At 56.7% G+C, this 25,523-nt stretch carries 29 protein-coding genes; 15 read left to right on the top strand and 14 right to left on the bottom strand.

Annotated features, from left to right (window positions below; translation table 11 throughout):
* The first annotated feature begins 78 nt into the window (after window positions 1–78).
* From thiI to cptA, 3 genes are all read left to right on the top strand, one after another.
* The gene (gene thiI / locus PSES9_RS0115940) at window positions 79–1,533 is read left to right on the top strand and encodes a tRNA uracil 4-sulfurtransferase ThiI (protein WP_010488584.1); all 1,455 of its coding nucleotides are present in this window, start codon (window positions 79–81) and stop codon (window positions 1,531–1,533) included.
* Between the two features lie 171 nt (window positions 1,534–1,704).
* Window positions 1,705–3,516 (top strand): translational GTPase TypA, encoded by a 1,812-nt coding sequence (gene typA, locus PSES9_RS0115935; protein WP_010488582.1) that lies wholly within the window; start codon window positions 1,705–1,707, stop codon window positions 3,514–3,516.
* Between the two features lie 221 nt (window positions 3,517–3,737).
* Window positions 3,738–5,483 (top strand): phosphoethanolamine transferase CptA, encoded by a 1,746-nt coding sequence (gene cptA, locus PSES9_RS0115930; protein ID WP_010488581.1) that lies wholly within the window; start codon window positions 3,738–3,740, stop codon window positions 5,481–5,483.
* Between the two features lie 69 nt (window positions 5,484–5,552).
* On the opposite strand, the gene PSES9_RS0115925 is transcribed toward cptA, so the two are convergent.
* Window positions 5,553–5,954, bottom strand: coding sequence for a YkgJ family cysteine cluster protein (locus PSES9_RS0115925; protein WP_010488578.1), 402 nt, complete (start codon window positions 5,952–5,954; stop codon window positions 5,553–5,555).
* 347 nt (window positions 5,955–6,301) lie between these two features.
* On the opposite strand from PSES9_RS0115925, the gene PSES9_RS0115920 reads away from it, so the two are divergent.
* From PSES9_RS0115920 to PSES9_RS0115895, 6 genes are all read left to right on the top strand, one after another.
* The gene (locus tag PSES9_RS0115920; protein WP_010488576.1) at window positions 6,302–7,957 is read left to right on the top strand and encodes a histidine kinase N-terminal 7TM domain-containing diguanylate cyclase; all 1,656 of its coding nucleotides are present in this window, start codon (window positions 6,302–6,304) and stop codon (window positions 7,955–7,957) included.
* A gap of 121 nt (window positions 7,958–8,078) precedes the next feature.
* Entirely contained in the window at window positions 8,079–9,980 is a 1,902-nt protein-coding gene (estP, locus tag PSES9_RS0115915; RefSeq protein ID WP_036988282.1) for an esterase EstP, read from the top strand.
* 80 nt (window positions 9,981–10,060) lie between these two features.
* Window positions 10,061–11,068 carry a class 1 fructose-bisphosphatase gene (locus PSES9_RS0115910; protein WP_010488572.1) on the top strand — a complete coding sequence of 336 codons (1,008 nt, stop codon included), beginning with the start codon at window positions 10,061–10,063 and terminating at the stop codon, window positions 11,066–11,068.
* Window positions 11,069–11,227: 159 nt separating this feature from the next.
* Window positions 11,228–11,821: a DUF924 family protein gene (locus PSES9_RS23770; protein ID WP_036988294.1), complete on the top strand. Its 594-nt coding sequence runs from the start codon at window positions 11,228–11,230 to the stop codon at window positions 11,819–11,821.
* Window positions 11,822–11,886: 65 nt separating this feature from the next.
* Window positions 11,887–12,141 (top strand): outer membrane protein assembly factor BamE domain-containing protein, encoded by a 255-nt coding sequence (bamE, locus tag PSES9_RS0115900; protein WP_010488568.1) that lies wholly within the window; start codon window positions 11,887–11,889, stop codon window positions 12,139–12,141.
* A 7-nt stretch (window positions 12,142–12,148) separates the two neighbouring features.
* Window positions 12,149–12,712, top strand: a complete 564-nt coding sequence (locus PSES9_RS0115895; RefSeq protein WP_029529590.1) for a lipocalin family protein — start codon at window positions 12,149–12,151, stop codon at window positions 12,710–12,712.
* A gap of 37 nt (window positions 12,713–12,749) precedes the next feature.
* Here the strand turns inward: PSES9_RS0115895 and PSES9_RS0115890 are convergent, their stop codons facing one another.
* Complete coding sequence (locus PSES9_RS0115890) at window positions 12,750–13,184, bottom strand: hypothetical protein (protein ID WP_010488566.1); 435 nt, start codon at window positions 13,182–13,184, stop codon at window positions 12,750–12,752.
* A 69-nt stretch (window positions 13,185–13,253) separates the two neighbouring features.
* Between PSES9_RS0115890 and pip the strand changes: the two genes are divergently transcribed.
* Together pip and dtd are read left to right on the top strand one after the other, a co-directional pair.
* Entirely contained in the window at window positions 13,254–14,225 is a 972-nt protein-coding gene (pip, locus tag PSES9_RS0115885; protein ID WP_010488565.1) for a prolyl aminopeptidase, read from the top strand.
* Window positions 14,222–14,659 carry a D-aminoacyl-tRNA deacylase gene (gene dtd / locus PSES9_RS0115880; RefSeq protein WP_010488564.1) on the top strand — a complete coding sequence of 146 codons (438 nt, stop codon included), beginning with the start codon at window positions 14,222–14,224 and terminating at the stop codon, window positions 14,657–14,659. Before pip ends, dtd begins: the two co-directional genes overlap by 4 nt.
* A 118-nt stretch (window positions 14,660–14,777) precedes the next feature.
* On the opposite strand, the gene PSES9_RS0115875 is transcribed toward dtd, so the two are convergent.
* Together PSES9_RS0115875 and PSES9_RS0115870 are read right to left on the bottom strand one after the other, a co-directional pair.
* Entirely contained in the window at window positions 14,778–15,365 is a 588-nt protein-coding gene (locus PSES9_RS0115875) for a 2-hydroxychromene-2-carboxylate isomerase (RefSeq protein WP_010488563.1), read from the bottom strand.
* A 32-nt stretch (window positions 15,366–15,397) separates the two neighbouring features.
* A complete protein-coding gene (locus tag PSES9_RS0115870; RefSeq protein ID WP_010488562.1) occupies window positions 15,398–16,129 on the bottom strand; it encodes an SDR family oxidoreductase in 732 nt (243 codons plus the stop codon).
* A gap of 103 nt (window positions 16,130–16,232) precedes the next feature.
* Between PSES9_RS0115870 and PSES9_RS0115865 the strand changes: the two genes are divergently transcribed.
* Window positions 16,233–16,730, top strand: coding sequence for a winged helix-turn-helix transcriptional regulator (locus PSES9_RS0115865; protein ID WP_010488561.1), 498 nt, complete (start codon window positions 16,233–16,235; stop codon window positions 16,728–16,730).
* A 6-nt stretch (window positions 16,731–16,736) separates the two neighbouring features.
* Here the strand turns inward: PSES9_RS0115865 and PSES9_RS0115860 are convergent, their stop codons facing one another.
* The 9 genes from PSES9_RS0115860 to ubiE all read right to left on the bottom strand — a co-directional run bounded on the left by PSES9_RS0115860 (window position 16,737) and on the right by ubiE (window position 22,831).
* Window positions 16,737–17,444: a 16S rRNA (uracil(1498)-N(3))-methyltransferase gene (locus tag PSES9_RS0115860; RefSeq protein WP_010488560.1), complete on the bottom strand. Its 708-nt coding sequence runs from the start codon at window positions 17,442–17,444 to the stop codon at window positions 16,737–16,739.
* Window positions 17,441–18,238, bottom strand: a complete 798-nt coding sequence (gene tatC, locus PSES9_RS0115855) for a twin-arginine translocase subunit TatC (protein WP_010488558.1) — start codon at window positions 18,236–18,238, stop codon at window positions 17,441–17,443. The genes PSES9_RS0115860 and tatC overlap by 4 nt, the downstream gene beginning before the upstream one ends.
* Window positions 18,235–18,681 (bottom strand): Sec-independent protein translocase protein TatB, encoded by a 447-nt coding sequence (tatB, locus tag PSES9_RS0115850; RefSeq protein WP_010488555.1) that lies wholly within the window; start codon window positions 18,679–18,681, stop codon window positions 18,235–18,237. The genes tatC and tatB overlap by 4 nt, the downstream gene beginning before the upstream one ends.
* A gap of 127 nt (window positions 18,682–18,808) precedes the next feature.
* Window positions 18,809–19,042 carry a twin-arginine translocase TatA/TatE family subunit gene (tatA, locus tag PSES9_RS0115845; protein WP_010488553.1) on the bottom strand — a complete coding sequence of 78 codons (234 nt, stop codon included), beginning with the start codon at window positions 19,040–19,042 and terminating at the stop codon, window positions 18,809–18,811.
* A gap of 26 nt (window positions 19,043–19,068) precedes the next feature.
* On the bottom strand, window positions 19,069–19,401 hold the full coding sequence (locus tag PSES9_RS0115840; RefSeq protein ID WP_010488552.1) for a phosphoribosyl-ATP diphosphatase: 333 nt from the start codon (window positions 19,399–19,401) through the stop codon (window positions 19,069–19,071).
* Complete coding sequence (gene hisI, locus PSES9_RS0115835) at window positions 19,394–19,795, bottom strand: phosphoribosyl-AMP cyclohydrolase (protein ID WP_010488551.1); 402 nt, start codon at window positions 19,793–19,795, stop codon at window positions 19,394–19,396. Before hisI ends, PSES9_RS0115840 begins: the two co-directional genes overlap by 8 nt.
* Window positions 19,796–19,857: 62 nt before the next feature.
* Window positions 19,858–21,447 (bottom strand): ubiquinone biosynthesis regulatory protein kinase UbiB, encoded by a 1,590-nt coding sequence (ubiB, locus tag PSES9_RS0115830; RefSeq protein ID WP_010488550.1) that lies wholly within the window; start codon window positions 21,445–21,447, stop codon window positions 19,858–19,860.
* A complete protein-coding gene (locus tag PSES9_RS0115825) occupies window positions 21,444–22,061 on the bottom strand; it encodes a ubiquinone biosynthesis accessory factor UbiJ (protein WP_010488549.1) in 618 nt (205 codons plus the stop codon). The genes ubiB and PSES9_RS0115825 overlap by 4 nt, the downstream gene beginning before the upstream one ends.
* On the bottom strand, window positions 22,061–22,831 hold the full coding sequence (gene ubiE / locus PSES9_RS0115820) for a bifunctional demethylmenaquinone methyltransferase/2-methoxy-6-polyprenyl-1,4-benzoquinol methylase UbiE (RefSeq protein ID WP_010488548.1): 771 nt from the start codon (window positions 22,829–22,831) through the stop codon (window positions 22,061–22,063). Before ubiE ends, PSES9_RS0115825 begins: the two co-directional genes overlap by 1 nt.
* A 144-nt stretch (window positions 22,832–22,975) precedes the next feature.
* On the opposite strand from ubiE, the gene PSES9_RS0115815 reads away from it, so the two are divergent.
* The 3 genes from PSES9_RS0115815 to PSES9_RS0115805 all read left to right on the top strand — a co-directional run bounded on the left by PSES9_RS0115815 (window position 22,976) and on the right by PSES9_RS0115805 (window position 24,734).
* A complete protein-coding gene (locus PSES9_RS0115815) occupies window positions 22,976–23,254 on the top strand; it encodes a polyhydroxyalkanoic acid system family protein (protein WP_010488547.1) in 279 nt (92 codons plus the stop codon).
* Between the two features lie 174 nt (window positions 23,255–23,428).
* Complete coding sequence (locus PSES9_RS0115810; protein WP_010488546.1) at window positions 23,429–23,869, top strand: phasin family protein; 441 nt, start codon at window positions 23,429–23,431, stop codon at window positions 23,867–23,869.
* 10 nt (window positions 23,870–23,879) lie between these two features.
* Complete coding sequence (locus PSES9_RS0115805; RefSeq protein ID WP_010488545.1) at window positions 23,880–24,734, top strand: phasin family protein; 855 nt, start codon at window positions 23,880–23,882, stop codon at window positions 24,732–24,734.
* 59 nt (window positions 24,735–24,793) lie between these two features.
* Here the strand turns inward: PSES9_RS0115805 and PSES9_RS0115800 are convergent, their stop codons facing one another.
* Window positions 24,794–25,408 (bottom strand): TetR/AcrR family transcriptional regulator, encoded by a 615-nt coding sequence (locus PSES9_RS0115800; protein ID WP_010488544.1) that lies wholly within the window; start codon window positions 25,406–25,408, stop codon window positions 24,794–24,796.
* Window positions 25,409–25,523: the final 115 nt, after the last annotated feature.

The following is a 25,523-nucleotide window of genomic DNA, read 5'->3' as shown; positions in this document are numbered from 1 at the left end:
GTTTTTGATCAAACCTTGCACAATTTCCGCTATAATCCGCGCCCCTGTTTTTTCGCGAGCTTGGCGCGCGTTGCTTCCATGAAACTGATCGTAAAAGTTTTCCCAGAAATCACCATCAAGAGTCGGCCTGTTCGCAAGAACTTTATCCGGCAGTTGGCGAAGAATATCCGCTCGGTGTTGCGCGATCTTGATCCGCAGCTCTCGGTTACCGGTGTCTGGGATAATCTGGAAGTTGAAACAACCCTGACCGATGCCAAGCTGCTGGGCGAACTGACCGAGCGTCTCCGCTGCACGCCGGGCATTACTCATTTCCTTGAAGTGAATGAGTATCCCCTGGGCGATTTCGACGATGTGCTGGAAAAGTGCAAGCTGCATTTCGCCGACCAATTACCGGGCAAGATTTTCTCTGTGCGCTGCAAGCGTGCGGGCAAGCATCCGTTCAGCTCGATGGACGTTGAGCGTTATGTGGGCAGCCAGTTGCGCCAGCAGTGCGGCGCTGCCGGAATCTCGCTTAAAGATCCGGATGTTGTTGTGCGCATGGAAATCCGTGACCAGCGCCTGTTTGTCATTCACAACCAGCATGACGGGCTCGGCGGTTATCCACTGGGCTCACTGGAGCAGACGCTGGTATTGATGTCGGGTGGCTTTGATTCGACCGTCGCCGCCTACCAGATGATGCGCCGCGGCTTGGTGACTCACTTCTGCTTCTTCAATCTAGGTGGCCGCGCCCATGAGCTGGGCGTGATGGAAGTCGCGCATTATTTGTGGAAGAAGTTCGGCAGCTCGCAGCGCGTACTCTTTATTAGCGTGCCTTTTGAAGAAGTACTCGGTGAGATCCTCGGCAAGGTCGATAACAGCCAGATGGGCGTGGTGTTGAAGCGCATGATGTTGCGCGCCGCCACCCAGATCAGCGACCGCCTGCAAATTGATGCATTGGTGACGGGCGAGGCTATTTCGCAGGTGTCGAGCCAAACGCTGCCGAACCTGTCGGTCATCGATGCCGCCACTGAGAAGCTGGTGTTGCGTCCGCTCCTGGCCAGCCACAAGCAGGACATCATCAATACCGCGACGCAGATCGGCACTGCCGACTTTGCCAAGCATATGCCCGAATACTGCGGTGTGATTTCGGTGAATCCGACCACCAAAGCCAAGCCCGACCGGATTGCCTATGAAGAAAAGCAGTTCGACATGGCGGTGCTTGAGCGAGCAGTACAGAGCGCAACCCAGTTGCCGATCGATAAGGTTATCGACGAGCTGGGCAAGGATATTCAGGTTGAGGAAGTCAGCGAAGTCCTCGCCGGTCACGTCATCATTGATATCCGTCATCCGGATAGTGTCGAGGACGAGCCGCTGCGGCTGCCTGGCACCGAAGTGCAGGAACTGCCGTTCTATGCACTCAACAGTCGCTTTAAAGAGTTGGATCCGAGTCGCCAGTATTTGCTGTATTGCGACAAGGGTGTCATGAGTCGCCTGCATGCCCACCACCTGCTAAACGAGGGGCATGCGAATGTGCGCGTTTATCGTCCGACATAAGACACCCGGGTTGAATGGCGGCAGCATCCGCCATCGCCCTCCCGACATACAGGCGGCGTAAAAGCTTCTGAGTCGCGAGCGGCTCAATGTGCTTTTACGTCGTCTAGCACAACCTTAATACTCGCCGTCTACACTATGCGGCAAACCGAATCCTCTGATCGAGATACACAAGTGATCGATAATCTACGTAACATCGCAATCATTGCCCACGTTGACCATGGTAAGACCACCCTGGTAGACAAACTCCTGCGCCAGTCCGGCACGCTTGACCGTAAAGAGCTTGAAAACGAGCGCGTGATGGACAGCAACGACCAGGAAAAAGAACGTGGTATTACCATCCTGGCGAAAAACACCGCTCTGAAATGGCACGACTACGACATCAACATCGTAGACACCCCCGGCCACGCCGACTTCGGTGGTGAAGTAGAGCGCGTAATGAGCATGGTTGACTCCGTGCTGCTGGTGGTTGACGCCCAAGACGGCCCAATGCCACAGACTCGCTTCGTAACCCAGAAGGCGTTCAAGGCTGGCCTGCGTCCTATCGTTGTAATCAACAAGATCGACCGTCCGGGCGCGCGTCCTGACTGGGTTGTCGACCAGATTTTCGACCTGTTCGATAACCTGGGTGCAACCGAAGAGCAGCTCGATTTCCCAATCGTGTACTGCAGCGCCCTGAACGGTATTGCAGGTCTTGAGCACGATAAGCTCGAAGAAAACATGGATCCGCTGTTCCAGGCGATCATCGACCACGTACCGGCTCCAGCCGTAGACGTCGATGGCCCGTTCCAGATGCAAATCTCGCAACTGGACTACAACAGCTTCCTGGGTGTTATCGGCATCGGTCGTATCGCTCGCGGCAAGGTCAAGACCAACACCCCGGTGACCGCTATTGGCACTGACGGCAAGAAGCGTAACGGCCGTATCCTCAAGATCATGGGGCACTCGGGTCTGCAGCGCGTTGAAGTCAACGAAGCGCAAGCCGGCGACATCGTTTGTGTCAGCGGTATGGACGAGCTGTTCATCTCCGACACCCTTTGCGATCCGACGAATGTTGAAGCCCTTGAGCCGTTGACCGTTGACGAGCCAACCGTGAGCATGACCTTCCAGGTCAACGACTCGCCGTTCTGCGGCAAGGAAGGCAAGTTCGTCACCAGCCGTAAGATCAAAGAGCGTCTCGACAAAGAGTTGCTGTACAACGTTGCCCTGCGCGTTGAAGAAGGCGATAGCGCTGACAAGTTCAAGGTTTCCGGCCGTGGTGAGTTGCACCTCTCGGTACTGATCGAGACCATGCGTCGCGAAGGCTTCGAACTGGCTGTAGGCCGTCCTGAAGTGATTATCCGCATGGTTGACGGCGTTAAGCACGAACCATTCGAAAACGTCACCATCGACCTGGAAGAGCAACATCAGGGCCCGATGATGGAGCAGATGGGTAACCGTAAAGGTGACCTGACCAACATGGTTCCAGACGGCAAGGGCCGTGTACGCCTTGAGTACACCATTCCTGCGCGCGGCCTGATCGGTTTCCGTAACCAGTTCCTGACCCTGACTTCGGGCTCGGGCATCCTGACCAGCATCTTCAGCCACTATGGTCCGATGAAGTCGGGCGATATGGGCGGTCGTATTCAGGGCGTTCTGGTTTCCAGTGCAACTGGCAAGGCTTTGACCTACTCGCTGGAAACCCTGCAGGCGCGCGGCAAGCTGTTCCTGGGCCACGGTGACGACGTTTACGAAGGTATGTTGGTTGGTATCAACAGCCGTGACAACGACCTGGTTGTTAACCCAACCAAGGGCAAGAAGCTCGATAACATGCGTGCTTCCGGCAAGGACGAAACCATCGCTTTGGTTCCGCCAATCCGTTACACCCTGGAGCAGGCCCTGGAGTTCATCGAAGACGACGAGCTGGCTGAAATCACGCCTAAGTCGATCCGTCTGCGTAAGAAGTTCCTGCTTGAGACAGACCGTAAGCGTGCCAGCAAGAGCTAAGCATTAGTTTTCGCGGCATCTGAAAGCCCCTGGCAGCTTGGCTGCCAGGGGCTTTTTTGTGCCTGTTGCTTTTTGGTTTAGCGACCGCAGGCCAGCACGCCGGCAAACAACATTCTTTTCACAATGTGTCTGATACGGTGGCCGGCTTTATTGCTTGGCCCCGTATTAAACGCAGTCATGCGGGGCGGTTAAGTGTATCGAGAGTGAGTTGGGAGTTCAGTATGCAGGCATCGGCACAGGCCAAGGGGCATAAACGCTGGGATTGGGCAGGGCTTGGCTGGTTATTTCTATTCTTCTGGTATTTTTCCGGCGTTACCCAGTTATTGATTCAACTGACTGACACCACGGGTTTCGTCAGTTTCCGTCAGGCGTTTCTGGTCAGTGCTATATGGCTGGTTCCGGTCTTGCTGTTTCCCCGGCACACCAAAACCATCGCCGCTGTTGTCGGCGTGATTTTATGGGCGTGCTCCTTGGTCGGGCTGGGCTATTTCTGCATCTACGGCCAGCAATTCTCACAAAGCGTTATTTTCATCATGTTCGAATCGAACATGGCCGAAAGCATGGAATATTTTGGCCACTATTTTGTGTGGTGGATGATTCCGGTCTACCTCGGCTATACCTTTGTCGCCTGGCTGCTGTGGCGCAAGATTCGACCCTTGGAGTTCGGCGTTACCCAGGCGCGGGTGCTGAGCGTCGTGCTGTTGCTTGGCTTGATTGGTTATCCGCTGGCCAGGGAAGTCAGCAAGCGTCCAACGCTGGGCGTGGCCCTGGAGAAGTTTGAAGAGCGCATTGAGCCAGCAGTACCTTGGCAACTGGTCGTGGGCTTTCGTAAATATCGCCAGCAACTCGATAGCATGGAGAAGCTCCTGGCTGAAAACGCCAAGCTTGCGCCGCTCGATGCTATGAAGGACTCTCGCGCCGGAAAGCCGACAACCTTGGTGCTGGTTATTGGTGAGTCAACCAACCGTCAACGCATGAGCCTGTATGGCTACCCGCGCGAGACCACGCCCGAGCTGGACAAGCTGCGTGATCAGCTGCAGGTGTTCGACAACGTCGTTACTCCGCGGCCCTACACGATCGAGGCATTGCAGCAGGTGCTGACCTTTGCCGATGAGAAGAACCCGGACGGCTACCTGACCACACCGTCACTGGTCAACATGATGAAGCAGGCGGGTTACAAGACCTTCTGGATCACCAACCAGCAGACCATGACCAAGCGCAACACCATGCTCACCACCTTTTCTGAACAGGCCGATGAACAGTATTACCTGAATAACAACCTGAATCAGAATGCACGCCAATACGACGGTGATGTGCTTGAACCCTTTGCCAAGGTGCTGGCTGACAAAGCCCCGCGCAAGCTGATTGTGGTGCACCTGCTTGGTACGCACATGCGCTACAAGTACCGTTATCCGGAAAGCTTCGAGAAATTCACCGATAACAAGGGCGCGCCCAAGTGGGTGACCGAGGACCAGTTGGCGACCTACAACAGCTATGACAACGCGGTGCTGTATAACGATTTCGTCGTGTCCAGCCTGATCAAGCGTTTCTCGGCAAGCAAGCCGGATGGTTTCCTGTTGTACCTGTCGGACCATGGCGAGGCGGTGTTCGATAGCCCAAAAGGTGGCGTGATCGGGCGTAACGAAGGCAAGCCAACCTCACCGATGTACACCATTCCATTTATAGTCTGGGCCTCGGATAAGTGGAAAGCCCACGCTTCCTTTGACTTCAGCAGCATGCTTGAGCGGCCTTACAGCAGCTCGAACCTGATTCATACCTGGGCTGATTTGGCTGGGCTGAGCTTCAGTGAACTGGACCGGAGCAAGAGCCTGGTCAGTAACAGGTTCATCGTACGCCCACAGATCATTGGTGATCCCTATGAGCCTAAGTCGTTGATTGACTTCAGTTTGATCAAACCCAAGAAGATCCAGCTGAGCAAGGATGACTTAGCGGCCAGTCGACCCTGAACTGGCCAGAGAAAAAGCCCTGCAGATTTTGCGGGGCTTTTTATTTCTGCAACAGGTACCAGTTCCGCTTCAGCGGGTCGGCTTGGGAATATAGGCGCAGTAGCCGGGGCGCGGGCCGATCTTGGGGTGGTTGCGGCAGGTTTCCGGGCGCACGTCGTAGATGGTGCACAGGCGTGATTTGCGATCCAGGTACATGCAGTCATTATTCGACAGGCGTGTCAGGGTGAAGATGCCGGACTTCTGGTTGAAACGCTCGATAATGCCTTCTTTTTGCAAGCGCTTGGCCACATTTCTCGGTGGGTCGCCTCTTTCAAAAACAAAGGCCACGCCCATGCGAATCAGGTCGCTGATGCCCACTTCCACAGGCAACTGGCAGCAACTGGAATTGCAGCTGTGGCACATGTCTCGAGTAAATTTTGCCCAGGTGTCCAGGCGGTCGATTTCTGCGGCGGCAATCAGGTTGTTTTTCATGGGTCTGCTAAGTGTAGGAGGGGGCGCGGCGGGCGATGATAGCGATGTCGGGCGCTTTGTGAAGAGATATCTGCCGACCGGTTGTAGCCGGCAAGTTTAGCAGTGCGCGGGATGCTGGTGTTTATACGAGGTGGTAAACTGCCAAGGCATTGCGCTTCAGCGGTTGGTTGCGCGATTTTGAACTAGGCGATAGGCAGTAGTTTACGGCTATTTAGGCCTACATTTTCTTCTGGTTTAGATCAGGGTGATCGTTTGCACATCGTGGCTTGTGGGGCGTGGTCAAACTCGGGTTTTAGTCGCAGTCCCTGTCTGTGTCTGAGTGTCGTGCCGCTGCGCTCGAGTGCAGTGTGTTGAGTCTTCTCAGTTCTTGCAGTCAGTCTGGCTGGGACTTCCCGGTACAGCTGTTGATCACCGGGGTGGTTTGTTTCGGGGTGCTGCTGTTATCGCGCTGGGTTTCGCAGCAACGTTATTTTCCAGGGCAGAGCAACTTTATCTGGCTGCACCTGGCCTGTCTTTGGTGGATGCTCGCGGCGAGCGTCGAAATGGCTGCGCAAGGTGCCGAGTGCAAAGTGTTCTGGGCGAGCATGGCCTGGCCCGGGATTCTCCTGACGCCCACATTCTGGGCGGTGTTTCTCTGGCAATATATCTATGGCAAGCATCAACGCCTGAGCAGTCCCGTCCTGGCGATGCTGATGCTCGCGCCCGCACTATGCTGGGTCCTGGCGCTGACCAATCCCTGGCACCACCTGATGTACACCGAGCAAACAGCGCCGCTGAGTGGCGACTACGGCTCGCCGATCAAGTATGTCCACGGCAGTGCCTATTACGTCGCAACAGCCTATGGCTACATTTGCATGCTGTTCTGCTCCGGTATTGTGATCCGTGCGGTGCTGCAAAGCAGCGGCCTTTATCGCCGCCACTACCTGGTCTTTTTGTTGCTCACACTGGTGCCCTGGGCGGTTAACGCCAGCCATGTGTTCCTCGGCGTGTCGCTTTTTGGTTTTGATCCGACTCCGTTCAGTTTCGCATTCACCCTGATGGCCTTTGCCTGGCTGATTGTCGGGGTGCGCCTGTTCGACTTGTTGCCAGTGGCCCGCAATCTATTGCTCGAGGCGCTGTTTGACCCGGTCCTGGTGGTTGATTCGCAGATGCGAGTGGTCGAGGTGAACCCTTCAGCGCTGAAGCTTTCAGGGCTTGAGCGCGGCTGGCAGGGGCGGCGCCTGCAGGATTGGGCCGTGCTGGGGGCAAAGCTCCACGAGCTTATGAGTCAAGTGGATGGGTGCGAGCCGAACCAATTGCTGTCATTACCCTCCCTTGATCGGTACTTCGAGTTGAATATCCGCGCGGTTGAGCGCACCACGCGCCATGAGGTGACACTGCTGGGGCAAATGCTTTATCTGCGGGATGTCTCGCAAAGGCATATCAGCGAGTTGCAGCTGGCTGATGCCCTGGCGGTCAGCGAGCAACGGTTGCAGACCATCCTTGAGCTGCATGAGCAACTGCGTGAGCAGGCGCTCTGCGACCCCCTGACCGGGCTCTATAACCGGCGTTATCTGGAAGAGTTTTTCGCGCGGGAAATAGACCGCGTGCAACGCGAGCAAAAACCACTATCACTGGCTCTGATAGACCTCGATCACTTCAAGCTGCTCAACGACAAGCATGGTCATCTCGAGGGTGACGATGTGCTCAAGGCACTGGCTGATAAGTTGCGCCGCAATGTGCGCAGTTCCGATGCTGCCTTCCGCATTGGTGGCGAGGAGTTTCTCCTTGTGTTGCCGGGAGCGGATCTTGAGGAAGCATCTAAGCGCTTGAATATCATCTGTAAACAGCTTGCGCAGCAGCCATTGGAAACCCGTGGAGGCCTGCGCCAGGTGACCCTGTCTGCTGGTATCGCCTGCTGGCCAACCCAAGGCCTCAACCTGGACGAGCTGCTTGATGTTGCCGATGCCGCGCTCTACCAGGCCAAGCGCGCGGGGCGTAACCAAGTGGTCACATTTGGCTGAGTAACGTCCCGGTAATGACTGCTGTGGGCTATTGAGTCAGATAAGCTCGTGCAATCAAGCGACAAACTGGCTAGATTTGGGCTGTTGGTACTGCCTATAACAATAAAATAAGGACGACCCAGTGAAACGCACCCTAACTCCGCTCGCCTTGGCGTGCATGCTTGCCAGCTATTCGACTTTTTCCAGTGCTGGTCCCTTCAGTAGCCTGATTGTCTTTGGCGATAGCCTAAGTGACGCCGGACAGTTTGCCGATGCAGACGGTCCCGCTGGTGCAACGCGCCGCTTTACCAACCGAGTCGGTCCGACCTATCAGAATGGCAGCGGTGAAATCTACGGTTCAACCTCACCCATGCTGCTTGGTGAGGCGCTTGGATTGGGGCCGCAAGCGCCTTCGACTTCGCAGGTATATGCCGACCAGGGCTTGCCTGATGGCAATAACTGGGCAGTCGGCGGTTACCGCACTGATCAAGTCTACGACTCAATCACCCAGGCCGGCGGTTCGGTTGCAGGTACGCGCACGCGCGACGGCTACCTGGTCGATCTGGCAAATCGTGGTTTGAGTCTCGACCGCGATGCGCTGTTCTATGTCAATGGCGGCGGTAACGACTTCCTGCAAGGCACCATCTTCAGCTCGGGCCCACAAGCGGCGGCAACGCAACTGGCCGATAGCGTGCGCGCGCTGCAGGGTGCGGGTGCTCGCTACATCATGGTCTCGCTGCTGCCGGATGTCGGTACCACACCCGCAATTTCAGGCACTGCCTTAGCGCCGACCATTACCTCGATTGGCCGAGATTTCAATACTGAGCTGGTTAGCCAGTTGTCGCAGATCGATGCGCAAATCATCCCGCTCAACGTTCCGGTACTGTTCAGTGAAGTGCTTGAAAATGCGGCGGCTTTTTGCTTTGACACCACGCAAAACCTGACCGGCAGTTGCTTTGCCGATTGCGGCGACGTCAACGCGACCTGGGGCATCAATAGTGCGACGCCGGACCCAAGCAAGCTGATTTATAACGACAGCGTGCACCCAACCACCGCCGTGCAAGAGATTTTCGCCGATTACGCCTACTCGCTGCTGGCGGCGCCTTGGGAAGCTAGCCTGTTGCCTGAAATGGCCCATGGCACCTTGCGCGCGCATCAGGACCAACTGCGTAACCAGTATGTTGCCGACTGGGAATCCTGGCAGCCTGTTGGCCAATGGCGAGCAATAGTATCGGGCGCCGTTCAGCACTTGGACTTTGACAGCCAGGCTGCATCGCCAAGTGGTGATGGCGATGGCTACAGCCTCAATGTGGGCGGCAGCTATCGTGTCGATGACAGCTGGCGCTTTGGCGTGGTGATGGGGCTATACGAGCAAAACCTTGAAGTCGGCAGTGCGGACTCAGACTACGACATGCGTAGCTATCTGGGCAGCGCATTCGCCCAGTATCAACACAATCGCTGGTGGGCGGATGCGTCCGTGACTGCTGGCTATCTTGACTACCATGACCTCAAGCGCAAGCTCGAGCTCGGTCGGGTCACCCGCTCGGAGAAAGGCGATACTGATGGTACCTTGTGGGCATTTTCCGGGCGGGTTGGCTACGACATCGCGCAACCTGGCAGCGAATGGCACCTGAGCCCGTTTGTCAGCGCCGACTACGCGAAAGTCGAGGTCGATGGCTACGATGAAAGCGGTGCAAGTTCAACGGCCCTCAATTTCGGTGATCAGGATCGCACCTCGAAGCGCCTTGGTATTGGTATGCAAGGGCGTTGGGCTATCACCCAGGCCACTCAGGTTTTCGCCGAAGTCGCCCATGAAACCGAATACGATGACGACAGCACCGACGTTCGGGTTTCGCTCAATAGCCTGCCGGGTATTGACTACAAGCTGGATGGCTACACCCCGGATGACAACCTCGACCGCGCCAGTCTCGGCTTTAGCCAGCAACTGGCTAGCGACCTTGCATTGCGTGGGGTTTACAGCTTGAGTAAGAGTGACGACAACAAGCAGCAAGGTGTTGCGCTGTCGCTGGCCTGGGACTGGTAAGTACCGATGGGCGGCAGCACAAGACGCTGGCGCCCATAACCGGTTAAACTGCGCGCGATTTCTTATCTCCGGAGCCTCACATGTCCCGCGTTACCCTGAGTCGCTATCTGATCGAGCAACCCCCCAGCCACAACACCCCGGCTGATCTTCGCTTCCTGATTGAAGTTGTTGCACGGGCCTGTAAGGCGATCAGCCATCAAGTGTCCAAGGGTGCGCTTGGCGGCGTGCTAGGCAGCATGGAAACCGAGAACGTTCAGGGTGAAGTGCAAAAGAAGCTCGATGTTATTTCCAACGAGATTCTGCTTGAAGCCAACGAGTGGGGCGGACACCTGGCTGGCATGGCGTCAGAAGAAATGGACAACGCCTACCAGATCCCGGGTCGTTACCCAAAAGGCGCATACCTGCTGGTTTTTGACCCGCTTGATGGCAGCTCGAATATCGATGTAAACGTTTCTGTGGGAACCATTTTCTCGGTTCTGCGTTGTCCTGACCGCAAGGGTGACGAAGGTGATTTGGGCGAAGACGCCTTCCTTCAGCCAGGCACCGAGCAGGTTGCCGCCGGTTATGCAATCTACGGTCCGCAGACCATGTTGATGCTGACGCTGGGTAACGGCGTCAAAGGCTTCACCCTGGACCGCGAGCTGGGTAGCTTTGTGCTGACCCACGACAATATCAAAGTGCCTGAAACGACCCAGGAATTTGCTATCAACATGTCCAACCAGCGCCACTGGGAAGAGCCGGTCAAGCGCTACGTGGGCGAATTGCTGGCCGGTGAAGAAGGCCCGCTGAAGAAGAACTACAACATGCGCTGGTTCGCCGCCATGGTGGCCGACGTGCATGGTATTCTCACCCGTGGTGGCTTGTTCATGTATCCGCGTGATGGCCGTGAACCCGAAAAGCCAGGCAAGCTGCGCTTGATGTACGAAGCGAACCCGATGTCCTTCATCATCGAGCAGGCTGGCGGTGCTTCGACCAACGGCGAACAGCGCATCATGGATATCCAGCCGACTTCTTTGCACCAGCGTGTCGCGGTGTACCTGGGTTCCAAGGAAGAAGTCGAGCGCGTTACCTCTTACCATAAGAAGTAAGCCGTGAGCCAGCCTTGGCACGAATTGCTTGAGTGGTGGTTTGCTCCATCGACAATTGCTGTCGAGGCTGCTGGAGCACGCTCCAAACTCTGGTTTGGCAAGCGTGACAGCCAGGATGCCGAGGCGCGCGAGCGCTTCGGTGGCTGGGTCGAGCAGGCGTTGGCGGGGGAATTGCTTGAGTGGTGGTTTGGTCCATCGAAAATTGCTGTCGAGGCTGCTGGAGCACGCAAAAAACTCTGTTTTGGAAGGCGTCACAGCCAGGATGCCGAGGCGCGCGGGCGCTTCGGTGGCTGGGTCGAGCAGGCGTTTGCGGGGCAATTGCTTGGGTGGCGCGAGCACCCTGAGGGCTGGCTCCCACTGACGCTCTTGCTCGATCAGTTGCCACGCATGATCTACCGTGATGATCCACGTGGCTATAGCGGCGATGCCTTGGCCCAGCAGTATGTTCAAGCAGGAGTCGCGCAAGGCCTCGACCTGCGACTGGCACCTATCCAGCGGGTGTTTATCTATTTGGTGCTGGAACACGCCGAAGACCTGCGCCTGCAGGATCAGGCGGTTGCTGCCTTCGTCGGGCTTCTTGACCAAGCCCCACAGGCTGAACAAGCACTGTTTGCGGACTACCTGGATTACGCCGAGCGCCATCATCGAATTATCGCGCGCTTTCAACGCTTCCCGCATCGCAACAAGGTTCTAGGTCGTCCCTCGACTGAACAAGAACAGTTATTTTTGCAGGAACCCGGCTCGGGTTTCTGACGTCCTATGCGGCAGATGATGGACTATGCCAAGCTAGATTAACTAATAAACAGGGAGCTTTAGTTATGTCGCTGCGTAATTTCGCGTTGCTATGTTTTTGTGTTGTGCTGGCTGCATGCAGCAAAGTCACACAGGAAAACTATTCCAAACTCAAAACCGGAATGACTAAAGCCGAGGTGGAAGCATTGCTCGGTGATCCAACTGATTGCGCGGGCGCCATGGGTCTGTCGAGCTGTACCTGGGGCGATAAAAAGCAATTTATCAGCGTTCAATACGCCGGCGACAAAGTCATGATGTTTTCGGGTGAAGGCCTGAACTGAGGAAACTATGAAACGCATTCTTTTAGGGGTATGCGCGGCTGCAATGCTGGCTGGCTGCGCCAATTCCGGCACCGGAGCCGTGCCGCCAAAAACGGTAGACAAGGTTGACCTGGAACGTTACCAGGGCACTTGGTACGAACAGGCACGCTTGCCGATGTTCTTCCAGCGCAACTGTAAGCAGTCCGAGGCGCATTACGCGCTGCAGGCTGACGGCAGCATCAGCGTGGTCAACAAGTGCCGGGACGCTGAAGGAAAATGGCAGGAGGCCGTGGGCCAGGCAGTGCCCCAGGTCGAGGGCAAGACCGACAAGCTCTGGGTGAGCTTCGACAACTGGTTTAGCGATCTGTTGCCCGGTGTGGCCAAGGGTGATTACTGGGTGCTGTACCTGGATGACGACTACCAGCATGCGCTGGTCGGCAGCCCTAACCACAAGTACCTGTGGGTGCTGTCGCGTAGCACTGAGTTAAACCCGGAGCAGCGCGCTAAATTGCTTGAAGTAGCCCATGACCGCGGTTATGACACCGAAGACCTGATCTGGCGTACGCCGGACGCAGAAATGCCTAAGCAATAACCGGATGCGCCCGGCATTCAATGCACTGCCGGGCGTATTATTGCCAGCCGAGCCGTGCGAGCTTCCAGGTATCATCTTCAAGCCACCACTCAAGCTTGACCGAATAGTGCCGGGCGCTATCGGGGATCAGGCCCTCTCCTCCGGTGAGGGCAACCTGGGCATCGGTATAGGCTTTGCTGTTGTAGGTTGAGTCGATTCGACTGTCTTTACTCAAGGCGATGATGTTGACCTTTTTGTAACCTAAGAACATTAAGGTCATGGTGCGCCTGGCCCAATCAGAGTCAAACTGCTGCTGCGCTGCGAAGTCCGGGTGCAACTGTTCGAGCACCGCGTTGGTCTTTTTCGCTTCAAGGTTGTCCTGGAGTTGCTGTACCGCTCTGTCTAGTGCAGCCTGTGGAGATTCCTTGGCACCGCAGCCGCAGAGTAGGGTGAAACTCATCAATAGCGTCAAGGCGATTGGTTTTACAGGCATACTCGAATCCTACTCCATGGTGGCCGGCACAATGCGCGACACTGTATAAAAAAATTAAAGGAGCTGACCATGCAAAGCTTGTATCCGGAGATTAAGCCCTACGCCCGCCATGAGCTGGCAGTAGAGGCGCCGCATGTGCTTTATGTGGACGAAAGCGGATCGCCGGATGGTTTGCCCGTGGTGTTTATCCATGGTGGCCCTGGGGCTGGCTGTGATGCGCTGAGCAGGCGTTTTTTTGATCCGAACCTGTATCGCATTGTCACTTTTGACCAGCGCGGTTGTGGGCGCTCGATCCCCCATGCAAGCGTTGAGAACAACACCACCCAGGATCTGGTCGCAGACCTTGAGACCATTCGCCAGCACCTGGGGATCGACAAGTGGGTGGTGTTCGGCGGCTCCTGGGGCTCGACCCTTGGCCTGGCCTACGCCCAGGCGCATCCCGAACGGGTCCACGGCTTGATCTTGCGCGGGATATTCCTCTGTCGGCCACAAGAACTGCAGTGGTTTTATCAAGAAGGTGCCAGCCGCCTGTTTCCTGATTACTGGCAAGACTACATTGCGCCGATTCCGCAGGAAGAGCGTGGCGACCTTATGCGCGCGTTTCACAAGCGCCTGACCGGAAGCGACCAGATTGCCCAGATGCATGCCGCCAAGGCATGGTCTACCTGGGAGGGGCGCACCGCGACACTTCGACCCAATCCGCAGGTGGTTGACCGCTTTTCTTATTCGCACCGGGCCTTGTCCATTGCGCGAATGGGGAGCCATTACTTTGTCAACAATGGTTTCCTTGAACCCGACCAGCTCATTCGCGACATGCACAAGATTGCCCATCTGCCCGGTATTATCGTGCATGGCCGCTATGATGTGATCTGTCCGCTGGACAATGCCTGGGAGCTGCATCAGAACTGGCCAAACAGTGAACTGCAGATTATTCGCGATGCTGGCCACGCGGCGGCTGAAGTCGGCATTACCGATGCCCTGGTGCGTGCAGCGGATCAAATCGCCCGGCGTATCCTCAATTTGGCGCCGGATGAAGCATGAAGGCACTGATCCAGCGCGTGAGCAGCGCGCAAGTCACAGTTGAAAGCGAAGTGGTTGGTGCGATTGAACAAGGCTTGCTGGCGCTTGTCGGCGTCCAGCCGCACGATACCCCGGCCAGTGTCAGCGAGATGTTGCACAAGCTGCTCAAGCACCGCGTGTTCAGTGATGCCGACGGCAAGATGAACTGTTCATTGACCGATGTCGCTGGCGGCTTGTTGCTGGTGTCGCAGTTCACTTTGGCGGCGGATACCAAAAGCGGGCTGCGGCCAAGCTTCTCGACGGCCGCACCACCTGCACTGGCCACTGAGTTGTTTGACTTGCTGGTGCAGCAAGCGCGCAGTCAGCACCCGGTTGTTGCGACGGGCCGTTTTGCCGCGGACATGCAGGTACAGTTGACCAACGATGGACCCGTAACCTTCCTGCTTGAGACCTGAGTGATAGCGACTCGGGTATCACAGCGCATAGCTTGTCCAACGAATACCCAAAAGACTGCCCTGCTTGCGGGTGTAAAAGCGCTGCGTTGCCCAGCCTCGAGCAACGCTGTTTAAGCGGCTAGCGGGCCAGCGCCTCGGCGACAAAGTCGAGGCGGTCCTGGCCAAAGTGCAGTTCGCCGTCGACAAAAAAGCTTGGCGCCCCAAATACACCGCGCCCGATGGCTTCCTCGGTATTGGCTTTCAAGCGTTCCTTGACCGTCTCGTCCGCGACCAGTCGTACGAATTCTTCGGGCTCGAAGCCAGCTGCTGTAAGCACCTGTGCAATCTGCTGTGGGTCGGCCAGGTTCTTGCCGTCTACCCACATCGCCTGGAATATGGTTCTGACAAACAACTCGAAGCGCTCGTCATCGAGATATCCGGCTGCGCCGCGCATCAAGGTCAGGGTGTTGATCGGGAAGTTTGGGTTGAACCGCAAGGGCACCTTGTAGCGTTTGGCGAAGCGATCAAGGTCATGCAGCATGTAACGACCCTTGGCTGGGACTTGCACGGGAGAGCTGTTGCCAGTGGCTTTGAATACGCCGCCCAGCAACATGGGGCGCCAGTTGATTTGTGCGCCCGCATTGGCTGCAATCTTTGGCAATTGGGTCCAAGCCAGGTAGCTGGCTGGGCTGCCGAAATCAAAGAAAAACTCGACCTGTTTGCTCATTGGGTAACTCCTGGTATTTAGGGCGCGCGGCTTTAAAAGGTTTCCATCCAGGGACGCAGGTCCAGCTCATGGGTCCAGCTGTCGCGCGGCTGGCAATGCAATTGCCAGTAGCTGTCGGCGATGTGTTCCGGATTGAGAATACCGTCTTGCTCTTTCTGGGCGTAACGCTCCGGGAAGTTGTCGCGGATAAAGGCAGTGTCGATGGCGCCGTCGATGATCGGGTGGGCCACATGGATGCCCTGCGGGCCTAGTTCGCGGGCCATGCTTTGGGCCAGTGCGCGCAAGGCAAACTTGGCCCCGGCAAAGGCGCTAAAACCTTTGCCGCCGCGCAGTGACGCCGTTGCGCCAGTAAAGATGATGGTGCCCTGGCCGCGTGGCAGCATCACTTTGGCAGCTTCGCGGCCGGTGAGGAAACCGGCCAGCGTCGCCATTTCCCACACCTTGCGGTATACCCGCTCGGTGGTTTCGGTGATGGAGAAGTTCACGTTGGCGCCAATATTGAAGATCACCGCATGCAAGGGGCCGACTTCGCGCTCAATGGTGGCGAACATCTCAATCACCTGTTCTTCAATACGGGCGTCACAACCAAAGGCCCGGGCGCTGCCGCCAGCTTGTTCAATGCTATCGACCAGAGGCTGCAGTTTTTCCGCATTGCGCCGGGCTACGCAGGCAACAAAACCCTCACGGGCAAACCGTTTGGCGATCTCGCCACCGGTTGCGTCACCCGCGCCTACTACTAAGACTGCTTTGCGTTGAGTTGTCATGGCTGCTCCGATTTTAGGGTCTTTTTTTGAACTAATATCAATAGTCAATTTCATTTTGGAACCTGTCAAGCTATTCTTGTCCGGGAATTTGTGGAGGCGGCCTATGCGCTGGGAAGAACTTGATCAACAGCCTTGTTCCTTGGCGCGCACCTTATCGGTGGTCGGCGATCGCTGGACATTGCTGGTACTGCGCGAGTGTTTCATGGGGATTCGCCGGTTCGATGACTTCGAACAGCGCCTCGGCGTGACCCGGCACCTGTTGTCTGATCGTTTGAAGAAGCTGGTCGAGACGCAGGTGTTGAGCAAGCAGGCCTATCAACAGCGACCGGTTCGCGAGGAGTATCGCCTCACCGCCAAGGGGCGCGATCTGTATCCAGCAATCATGGCGCTGGTGCATTGGGGGGATGTGCATATGAGCGAGGCGGGCGAGGGGGCAATTCGCCATCGTCATTTGACATGCGGCGAGCAGATGCACGGGCTAATGGTTTGTTCTCACTGTGCCGAGCCATTGGTGCCGCAAGAGGTGCAATTGGAGGAGTCGCCACAGTATCGCGGCAAGCTGCTACCTGCGCATTGGTCGGTGCGTGCGCTTGGCGATTAAGCGTTGTTAAAAGAGGCGGGCGAGCAGGGCGGTAACCGCCGTTTCGACGCGCAGGATACGATCGCCGAGTTGAATCGGATCTAGACCGGCTTGCTGCAGTTTTTCCACTTCATAAGGAATCCAGCCGCCTTCCGGACCGATGGCGAGTGTCACCGGGCGCTCCACTGCACGAGGGCAAGATGGATAGTCTCCAGGGTGAGCGATCAGGCCCAGGCTATCGCCAACTATCTGCCCCAGATGATCTTCAACGAAGGGCTTGAAGCGTTTTTCGATACTGATCTCAGGCAGTACCGTATCGCGAGCCTGTTCCAGCCCCAGGATCAGTTGCTCACGAATGGCCTCTGGTTGCAGGAAGGGAGTCTGCCAGAAGCTTTTTTCAACCCGGTAGCTGTTGAGCAGCACCACGCGGGCAACGCCCATTGAGCTGATGCTTTGCAGAACGCGACGGAGCATTTTCGGGCGGGGCAGTGCCAGCAGCAAGGTTAGCGGTAGTTTGGCTGGCGGTCCTTGATCAAGCTCGAAGCGAATATGTGCCTGCTGTGCGTCCATGTGCAGGATCTGAGCGTTGCCCATTAGTCCGTTGATGCGACCGACACGCAGGCTGTCTCCGGCCTCTGCGCGATGCCCGTCCTGCATGTGCTTTAGGCGCCGTCCACTGACTATGGCTTTGTCGGCGCTAATGCAATCGCTGTCTTCGAGCAGCAGCAGGTTCACGGTTTGGTAGCAGGCGGCTGATCGGTTTTATCGCCGGTTTCAGCTGTCTCGGCTTCCTGTTCTTCGCGGCGCTTGACCATGGCCCCGCAGAGCAGGCCTGCTTCAAACAGCATCCACATAGGCACGGCGAGCAGGGTTTGCGAGAAAATATCGGGTGGTGTCAGCACCATGCCAATGGCAAAGCAGCCGACCACGACATAGGGGCGACCTTTGCGCAGGGTCTGCACGTCCACGATACCGACCCAGATCAGCAGGAAGGTGGCCACCGGAATCTCGAAGGCTACGCCGAAGGCGAAGAACAGGGTCAATACAAAGTCGAGGTATTGGCCGATGTCCGTCATCATCTCGACCCCTTCCGGGGTGACGCTGGCGAAGAAGCCGAACATGATCGGGAAGACCACGAAGTAGGCGAACGCCATGCCGCCGTAGAACAGCAGGATGCTGGAGATCAGCAGGGGCACGGCAATGCGTTTTTCGTGCTTGTACAGGCCAGGTGCGATAAAGCCCCAGATCTGATGCAGGATCACCGGAATCGCCAGGAACAGCGCCACCATCATGGTCAGTTTGAAGGGCGTCAGGAACGGCGACGCCACGCCTGTCGCGATCATTGTCGCGCCCGCTGGCAAATAGGTGCGAAGTGGCGCCGCTACCAGCGCGTAGATGTCTTGCGAGAAGTAAAACAGCCCGGCAAACAGGACAAATATGGCCAACACACAACGCAACAGGCGAGTGCGCAGTTCGGTCAGGTGCGAGACGAGCGGCATTTCGTCGTCGTGTTCAGGTAAACGGCTCATGGTTGTCGGGTTTTATCCTGGCTGGCAGCGGTGCTGGGCTCTGGGGCTGGCGTTGTTGCAGCAGGTGCCGTTTCGTCTGGCGAGTTTGCAGCGGGCGACTCACCAAATGGGGCTTGGGCCACGTTGTCTGGCTCTACGCCTGGTACTGCTGGCGGCGTTGCTGCTGCCGGTTTTTCTGCGCTTTTGCCTGGGGCGAGAATGTCGTTGCGCATTGACTTCATTTCGCGCTCAAGGTCGAGAATCTGCTCGTTGTGCAATTGGCGACGAATTTCATCTGCGCCAATCTCACGCTCGACATCAGCCTTGATCGCGTTGAAGCTACGTTTAATCCGGCCAATCCATAAGCCCGCTGTCCGTACTGCGCCCGGCAAGCGCTCAGGACCGAGCACCACGAGCGCCACAAGCCCGCACAAAAGCAGTTCAGTGAAACCGATATCAAACATGAGGCCGACTCTTTGGACCTGTACAACAGGACCTGCTGAAAAACGGGTAAACAGCCAGCAAGTGCTACGCGTTGAGCGAGCGTAGCATCAGGCGGCCATTTGGCTGAAGCGAGCGTCTGGCGCTGGCCTAGTCTTTCTTTGCCGGGTCTTCGACCTTGCGCGCCTGGGCGTCAAAGGTCTGGCCTTTTTCGTCTTCGACTGGCGGCTTTTCTGCGTCTTCGTTACCCATCGACTTGCGGAAACCCTTGATCGCGTCGCCGAGGTCGGAACCGACACCTTTCAAACGCTTGGTGCCAAATAACATGATCACGATCAGCAGGATGATCAAAAGCTGCCAAATGCTAATTCCACCGAAACCCATGATGTGTTCTCCGATTTAAATAAGGTTCAGGACTCAGGACGTGCAGCTTTTTCTGCATGCCCGGACAGTCCAAAGCGTCGATCCAGCTCGTCCAGCACGGCTTGGGGATGTTGCCCAAGGGCGGCCAGCATAACCATGCTGTGAAACCACAGGTCGGCTGTTTCATAAATCACGTTGCTGCAATCACCACTGGTTGCAGCATCCTTCGCGGCGATGATGGTTTCAACCGATTCTTCACCGACTTTCTCCAGAATCTTGTTCAAGCCCTTATGATACAGGCTTGCCACGTAGGAGGAATCTGCCGCTGCGCCTTTGCGTGCTTCAAGTACTTCAGCCAGGCGGGTCAGGGTATCAGTCATGGCTGTGTCCTTCGGCATATATTGCTTTTGGGTCCTTGATCACCGCGTCTACTGTTTTCCAGGCGCCGTTTTCGAAGACGCGATAGAAGCAGCTTTCACGTCCGGTGTGGCAAGCGATTCCACCCAGTTGCTCGACTTTGAGAATGATCACGTCGGCGTCGCAATCCAGGCGCAGTTCATGGAGCTTTTGCACATGACCGGATTCTTCGCCTTTGCGCCACAGCTTGCCGCGCGAGCGCGACCAGTAGATTGCGCGGTTTTCACTGGCCGTCAACGCCAGTGCATCCCGGTTCATCCACGCCATCATCAGCACACGGCCAGTTTGGTGGTCCTGGGCAATTGCTGGAACCAAGCCATCGCTGTCCCAGTTTATTTCATCAAGCCAATCGTTCATTACGGGTTCCGCCCAGTCCGGGCTCTTCGAGTCTCTAGTTTGCCAGTACGGCTCGGGTGTGGCTATCGGCGCAGTACCAGATAAATGCCCGCGACGAGCATTGTCCAGCTCGGCCAGGCCATTAGTTCAAGCGATAGCCCCTGGCTGACCGCGCCTGCGATCAAGGCTCCGCCGAGCAGGCGAGCCGGCCAGATAGAGTAACTTTGCTCAACGGTCTTGACCGTTAGCTGCTGCTGATTGAGCTTTTCCAGGGTGTCGCGGGCAATTTGCGACAGATGCGGTACCTGCTCGGCCTGTTGCTGCAGGTTGCGTAGCAAATGCAGCGGGCTGATACGCTCGCGCATCCAGCGTTCCAGAAATGGCTGGGCTGTGCTCCACAGGTCAAGGTCGGGATAAAGCTGGCGGCCCAGGCCTTCAATATTGAGCAAGGTCTTTTGCAGCAGCACCAACTGCGGCTGGACCTCCATATTGAAGCGTCGCGCTGTCTGGAACAGGCGCATCAGCAATTGGCCGAAGGAGATATCCTTGAGTGGACGCTCGAAGATAGGCTCGCAAACAGTACGAATCGCTGCCTCGAAATCATTGACCTTGGTTTGCGCTGGCACCCAGCCGGAGTCGATGTGCAGTTGGGCGACGCGGCGGTAGTCGCGCTTGAAGAATGCCAGCAGGTTACGCGCCAGATAATCCTGATCCTCTGGCGTCAGGCTGCCGATGATGCCGCAATCGATGGCAATGTACTTCGGGTTCCAGGGTTGACTGGTACTGACGAAGATATTGCCGGGGTGCATGTCGGCGTGGAAAAAGCTGTGGTCGAAGACCTGGGTAAAGAAAATCTCGACGCCGCGCTCGGCCAGCAACTTCATGTCGGTGCGCTGATCCGCCAGGGTCGCAAGGTCAGTTACCGGAATGCCGTAGATGCGCTCCATGACCAGCACTTTAGGGCGGCAATAATCCCAGTAGATTTGCGGTACGTAGAGCAGTGGCGAGCCTTCGAAGTTGCGCCGCAGCTGACTGGCATTGGCCGCTTCGCGTAGCAGGTCCAGTTCGTCGTAAATGGTCTTCTCGTAGTCGCTTACCACTTCGACAGGTCGCAGGCGCCGGGCATCTGCCGAGGCTCTTTCAGCAACCTTGGCGATGATGAACAGCCAGGCGATATCCTGGCGAATTACCGGCTTGAGGCCGGGGCGGATGACTTTGATCACCACTTCTTCGCCAGTTTTCAGCCGGGCTGCATGAACCTGGGCAACCGACGCGGAGGCCAGAGGTTGTGGATCAAAACGGGCAAAGGTGTCCGCGACCTTGGCGCCGAGCTGCTCTTCGATAAGCGCCAGTGAGTGGGCAGGATCGAACGGCGGCACCTGATCTTTCAGCTTTCTCAGCTCATCGGCGACGTCGAGCGGCATTAAATCGCGGAGGGTTGAGAGCAGTTGGCCAAACTTGATGAAAATTGGCCCGAGTTCTTCAAGGGCCAGGCGCAATCGTTCGCCGCGACTCAGGCCCAGGTCCCGGCGCGGCAGCCAGCGCCACGGCAGGGCATAGCTGAGGATGCGCAGCCACAGCGGCAACGGCAAGGCAAAGAGTAAGTCATCCAGTTGATAGCGGATGATTACACGCAGGATTCGGAACAAGCGACGTGCGGCGAGCAGCTTCATTCGTTGGGCTTATTACGTTGGGCGAGACGTTCGATGCGGGCATCGAGACGGTCGAGGGCTAACTTCAGGTCATCCAGTTCGGCGAAGCGCGCATTGGCTTCACGCTGGCCAACCAAGGTGCGTGACTCCTCGCTGAGATAGTCGGCGAGGTTCAAGCGCAAGGTGTCGAGTGTTTGGGTAGTCCAGTTGACGCGGCTGCGCAGGTGGCTGCCGAGCAATTGGCTGCCGACCGGACCCAGCCAGCGCGACAGTTCGTATTCCCAGTCCAGCTCCAGGTCCTGGAGTACGGCGGCAAGGTCGAGCAATACGGCGCTGTCACCCTCAAGCTCGACATCTGGGCTGTGCAGCACTGCAGTCTTGTCGCGGCTGGTGGCCAGGCGAATCAAGCTGGATGCGGGGGCGCGCAGACGGCAGTCAACCTCGCCTTCCCAGCGTGCGGCGAGCATCAGGCCTTCGCCATCGGGCATGATAAACAGGCTTGTTGCCGGCGACTGGCAGTCCACGGCAATCACCTTGCCTGCCAAATGCTCAAGGCGTGGCAAGGCTGTGCTGTCCAGTTTCAACACCTGGTTGAGGCCGGTTTCAACCCCGGCCAGTAGCCCGCTCAGCAGCATCAGGGCTTGATACCCCGGTGCAGTGCGACGATACCGCCCGTCATGTTGTGGTAGGTGGTGCGCTCAAAGCCCGCATCGACCATCATCGCCTTGAGCGTGTCCTGATCGGGATGCATGCGGATTGACTCGGCCAGATAGCGGTAGCTTTCTGAGTCATTGGTGATCAGCTTGCCCATCAGCGGCATGACGGTGAACGAGTAGCGGTCGTAAATTTTCGACAGCAGGGCGCTAGATGGCTTGGAAAACTCAAGAATCAGCAGGCGCCCGCCGGGCTTGAGTACCCGCAGCATGGAGCGGATTGCATCTTCTTTGTGGGTCACGTTGCGCAGGCCAAAGGCGATGGTCACGCAGTCAAAGTGATTGTCCGGGAATGGCAGCTTTTCAGCATCTGCCTGGACAAACTGGACGTTATTGGCAACTCCGCGATCAAGCAGGCGGTCGCGGCCGACCTTGAGCATGGAGTCATTGATGTCAGCCAGCACCACTTCGCCGGTAGGCCCCACCAGGCGTGAGAACTGGCGAGTGGGGTCGCCAGTTCGGCCGGCGATGTCGAGCACCTTGTTACCGACCCGAACGCCGGACAGTTCAATGGTGAAACGCTTCCACAGACGGTGCATACCGCCGGAAAGCAGGTCATTCATGACATCGTATTTTGCAGCCACCGAGTGGAACACTTCTGCGACTTTTTCAGCTTTTTGGCTTTCCGGTACGTCTTTAAAGCCAAAGTGTGTGGTCGGTTCGCTGTCGCTGTTCTTGCGCGGATCGTTCATGTTGCGCTCACTTGAATCATAGTGGGCTACATTCTAAACCTGCGACGAGGCTTATGTCTTGGCATGCGCTGCATGGCCGCGAGCAGAGCGACCAACAGGCCTGCTATAGTCTGGCCAAACAAGGTCGCAGCCCCGAGGAATCCAATGGCCAAAATTGACATTCAACGCCCCCATTCACTGGGCCGTGAAGCCGCCCGCGAGAAAGCTGAGTATCTGGCACAGCGCCTGGCCAATGAGTATGGCGTGCGTTATCAGTGGCAGGATGATGTGCTTGAGTTCAAGCGCAGCGGCGCGGATGGTCGAATTGAGGTGGGCGAGGACCAGGTTCGTGTTCAGCTAAACCTTGGGTTAATGCTTTCGGCATTGAGGGGGACTATCAAGCGTGAGATCGAGCAGGTCCTGGATAAGCACCTCAAGGCATAGCACCCGCTGGCTGGCGCTTTTTACCGGGTTGGTCCGGCAGATCCATTTTAGGTGGCGCGGCAAAAACATCGCATTTTTCGTGCTTAGTATGTGGTTTCTAATTTTCATCGATATGGTGTGTCTCAAGCCTGCACTTTGTGGGCGTTTCCTCTTAATTTCTGAGTGAGGTGCACCATGTCCAAAGTTGCTATCAAAAAGAAAGTTGTGGTCGAAGACAAAGCCTCAGTACTGAGCGACGCAAAAGTCTATGCGCGGAAAATCTGGCTGGCAGGTTTGGGCGCATATGCCAAAGCCGGTCAGGAAGGCGCCGAGTACCTCAAGGACCTGATCAAGGCCGGCGAGAGCGTTGAGCAAAAAGGCAAGAAAATCGTTGATCAACAAGTCGATGCGGCCAATAGCCAGATCGACAGCGCCAAGAGCAGCGTGCGCAGTAATGTCAGCAGCGTCAAAGGCAAAGTCGAATTGCAACTCGACAAAATCGAGAAGGCATTCGACACTCGTGTTGCCTCTGCTCTGAACCGTATTGGTATTCCGTCGAAGCAGGATATCGATGTTCTCTCTGCTAAGCTGGATGAGTTGAGTGCATTGCTTGATCACGTCTCGCGTACCAAATAAGGAGAGTCGGATGGCTGTTAAGAAGAAAGTCGAAAAAGAAGCTAGTTCGTGGGTCGGCGGCGTAGAAAAATATTCACGCCAAATTTGGCTTGCCGGTTTGGGCGCCTACTCCAAAGTCAGCAAGGATGGCACCAAGCTGTTCGATACGCTGGTCAAGGATGGCGAGAAAGCTGAGAAGCAAGCCAAGGCTGAAGTTGATAAACAGGTTGGCGCAGCTAAATCATCGGTTGACGCACGCGTGGGCTCTGCCAGGTCGCGAGTCGAAGAAGTACGTGGCAAGGCAATCGGCAAGTGGGGCGAGCTCGAAGAAGCTTTTGACAAGCGTTTGAACAATGCGATTTCGCGTCTTGGTGTTCCAAGCCGCAACGAAGTCAAAGCGCTGAACGCCAAAGTTGAAAGCCTGACCAAACAAATCGAGAAGCTCACTGGCGTCTCGGTTAAGTCAGTCAAGCCGGCCCCTAAAGCTGCAGCCAAGCCAGCACCGAAGGCGGCGGCCAAGCCTGCGGCCAAGCCAGCAGCGAAAAAGCCGGTGGCCAAGGCCGCGTCTAAACCAGCCGCCAAGCCTGCCGCAAAACCAGCAGCAAAAGCAGCGCCCAAGGCCGCAGCCAAGCCTGCCGCCAAACCCGCAGCTAAACCTGCATCCAAGGCGGCTGCAAAACCAGCGGTGAAAACTGCGGCTAAGCCAGCTGCCAAACCGGCGGCAAAGAAACCGGCAGTGCGAAAACCAGCGGCTAAACCTGCAGCCAAGCCCGCTGTGGCCAAGCCTGCCGCTTCAGCCACGCCAGCGGCCCCGGCTACACCGTCTACACCGGCTGCACCAGCAGCTACACCAACGGCAACGCCAGTAACGCCTACCCAGTCGTAAGCGTTTGGCGGTAAAACAAAAAGCCCGGCATCAGTGCCGGGCTTTTTGTCTTCTGTGAATTAGCTTTCGAGGTAGCGTTGAGCCAGATGCTCGGCGGCAAAGCGCGATTCGGCGCTCAGGTGTGGCGCGACCAGCATCATGACCTGATAAACCACCAAGCGGCTTTCGCCTTCACTGCCAATAATGCGCTGATAGTCGAGCGAGAACAGCAGCGTCAGGGTTATCTGCTCAACGAGCTGGCCAAGTGACTGGGTATCACTAAGCAGCTGGTTTTCGGCCTTGAGCCGCGCCAGCAGAGCAGCCAGTGTACGCTTTAGCGCATTCAACCAGTGGCGCATGCCCCGGGCAATCTTGGGCAGGCGCCCAGTCAGGTTCGACAGGTCCTGAAAGAGAAAGCGGTAGTGGGCCATTCGTTCGGCAATCAGGTGCAGGAACAGCCAGTAATCTTCAACATCCAGCTGCGCGTCTTCAGGCGGGTCGAGCAAGGGCGCAAGCTCGGCTTGAAAACGCTCAAACAGTCCAGTGATCAAGGGCTCCTTGCCATGGAAGTGGTAATAGAGATTGCCCGGGCTGATGCCCAGCTCGTTGGCAATTTCAAGGGTTGAGACGTTAGGCTCACCCTCCTGATTGAACAACATCAGGGCACATTCGAGAATCCGTTCACGAGTTTTCATGCTGATTTCTTATGGTTGATGCTCATGGCTTGAAGATAACCGTGCCACGGGATTTGGAACAGTAGCGAATTGTGTCCGCGCTGTATTGGCAAGCGTTTAGCGCCTGCAATGCCGG

The organism is Pseudomonas sp. S9, assembly GCF_000222125.1.
Lineage (GTDB): Bacteria > Pseudomonadota > Gammaproteobacteria > Pseudomonadales > Pseudomonadaceae > Aquipseudomonas > Aquipseudomonas segetis.
Note: the sequence above shows the minus strand (reverse complement) of the source record. Positions and strands in the feature narration are given on the sequence as shown.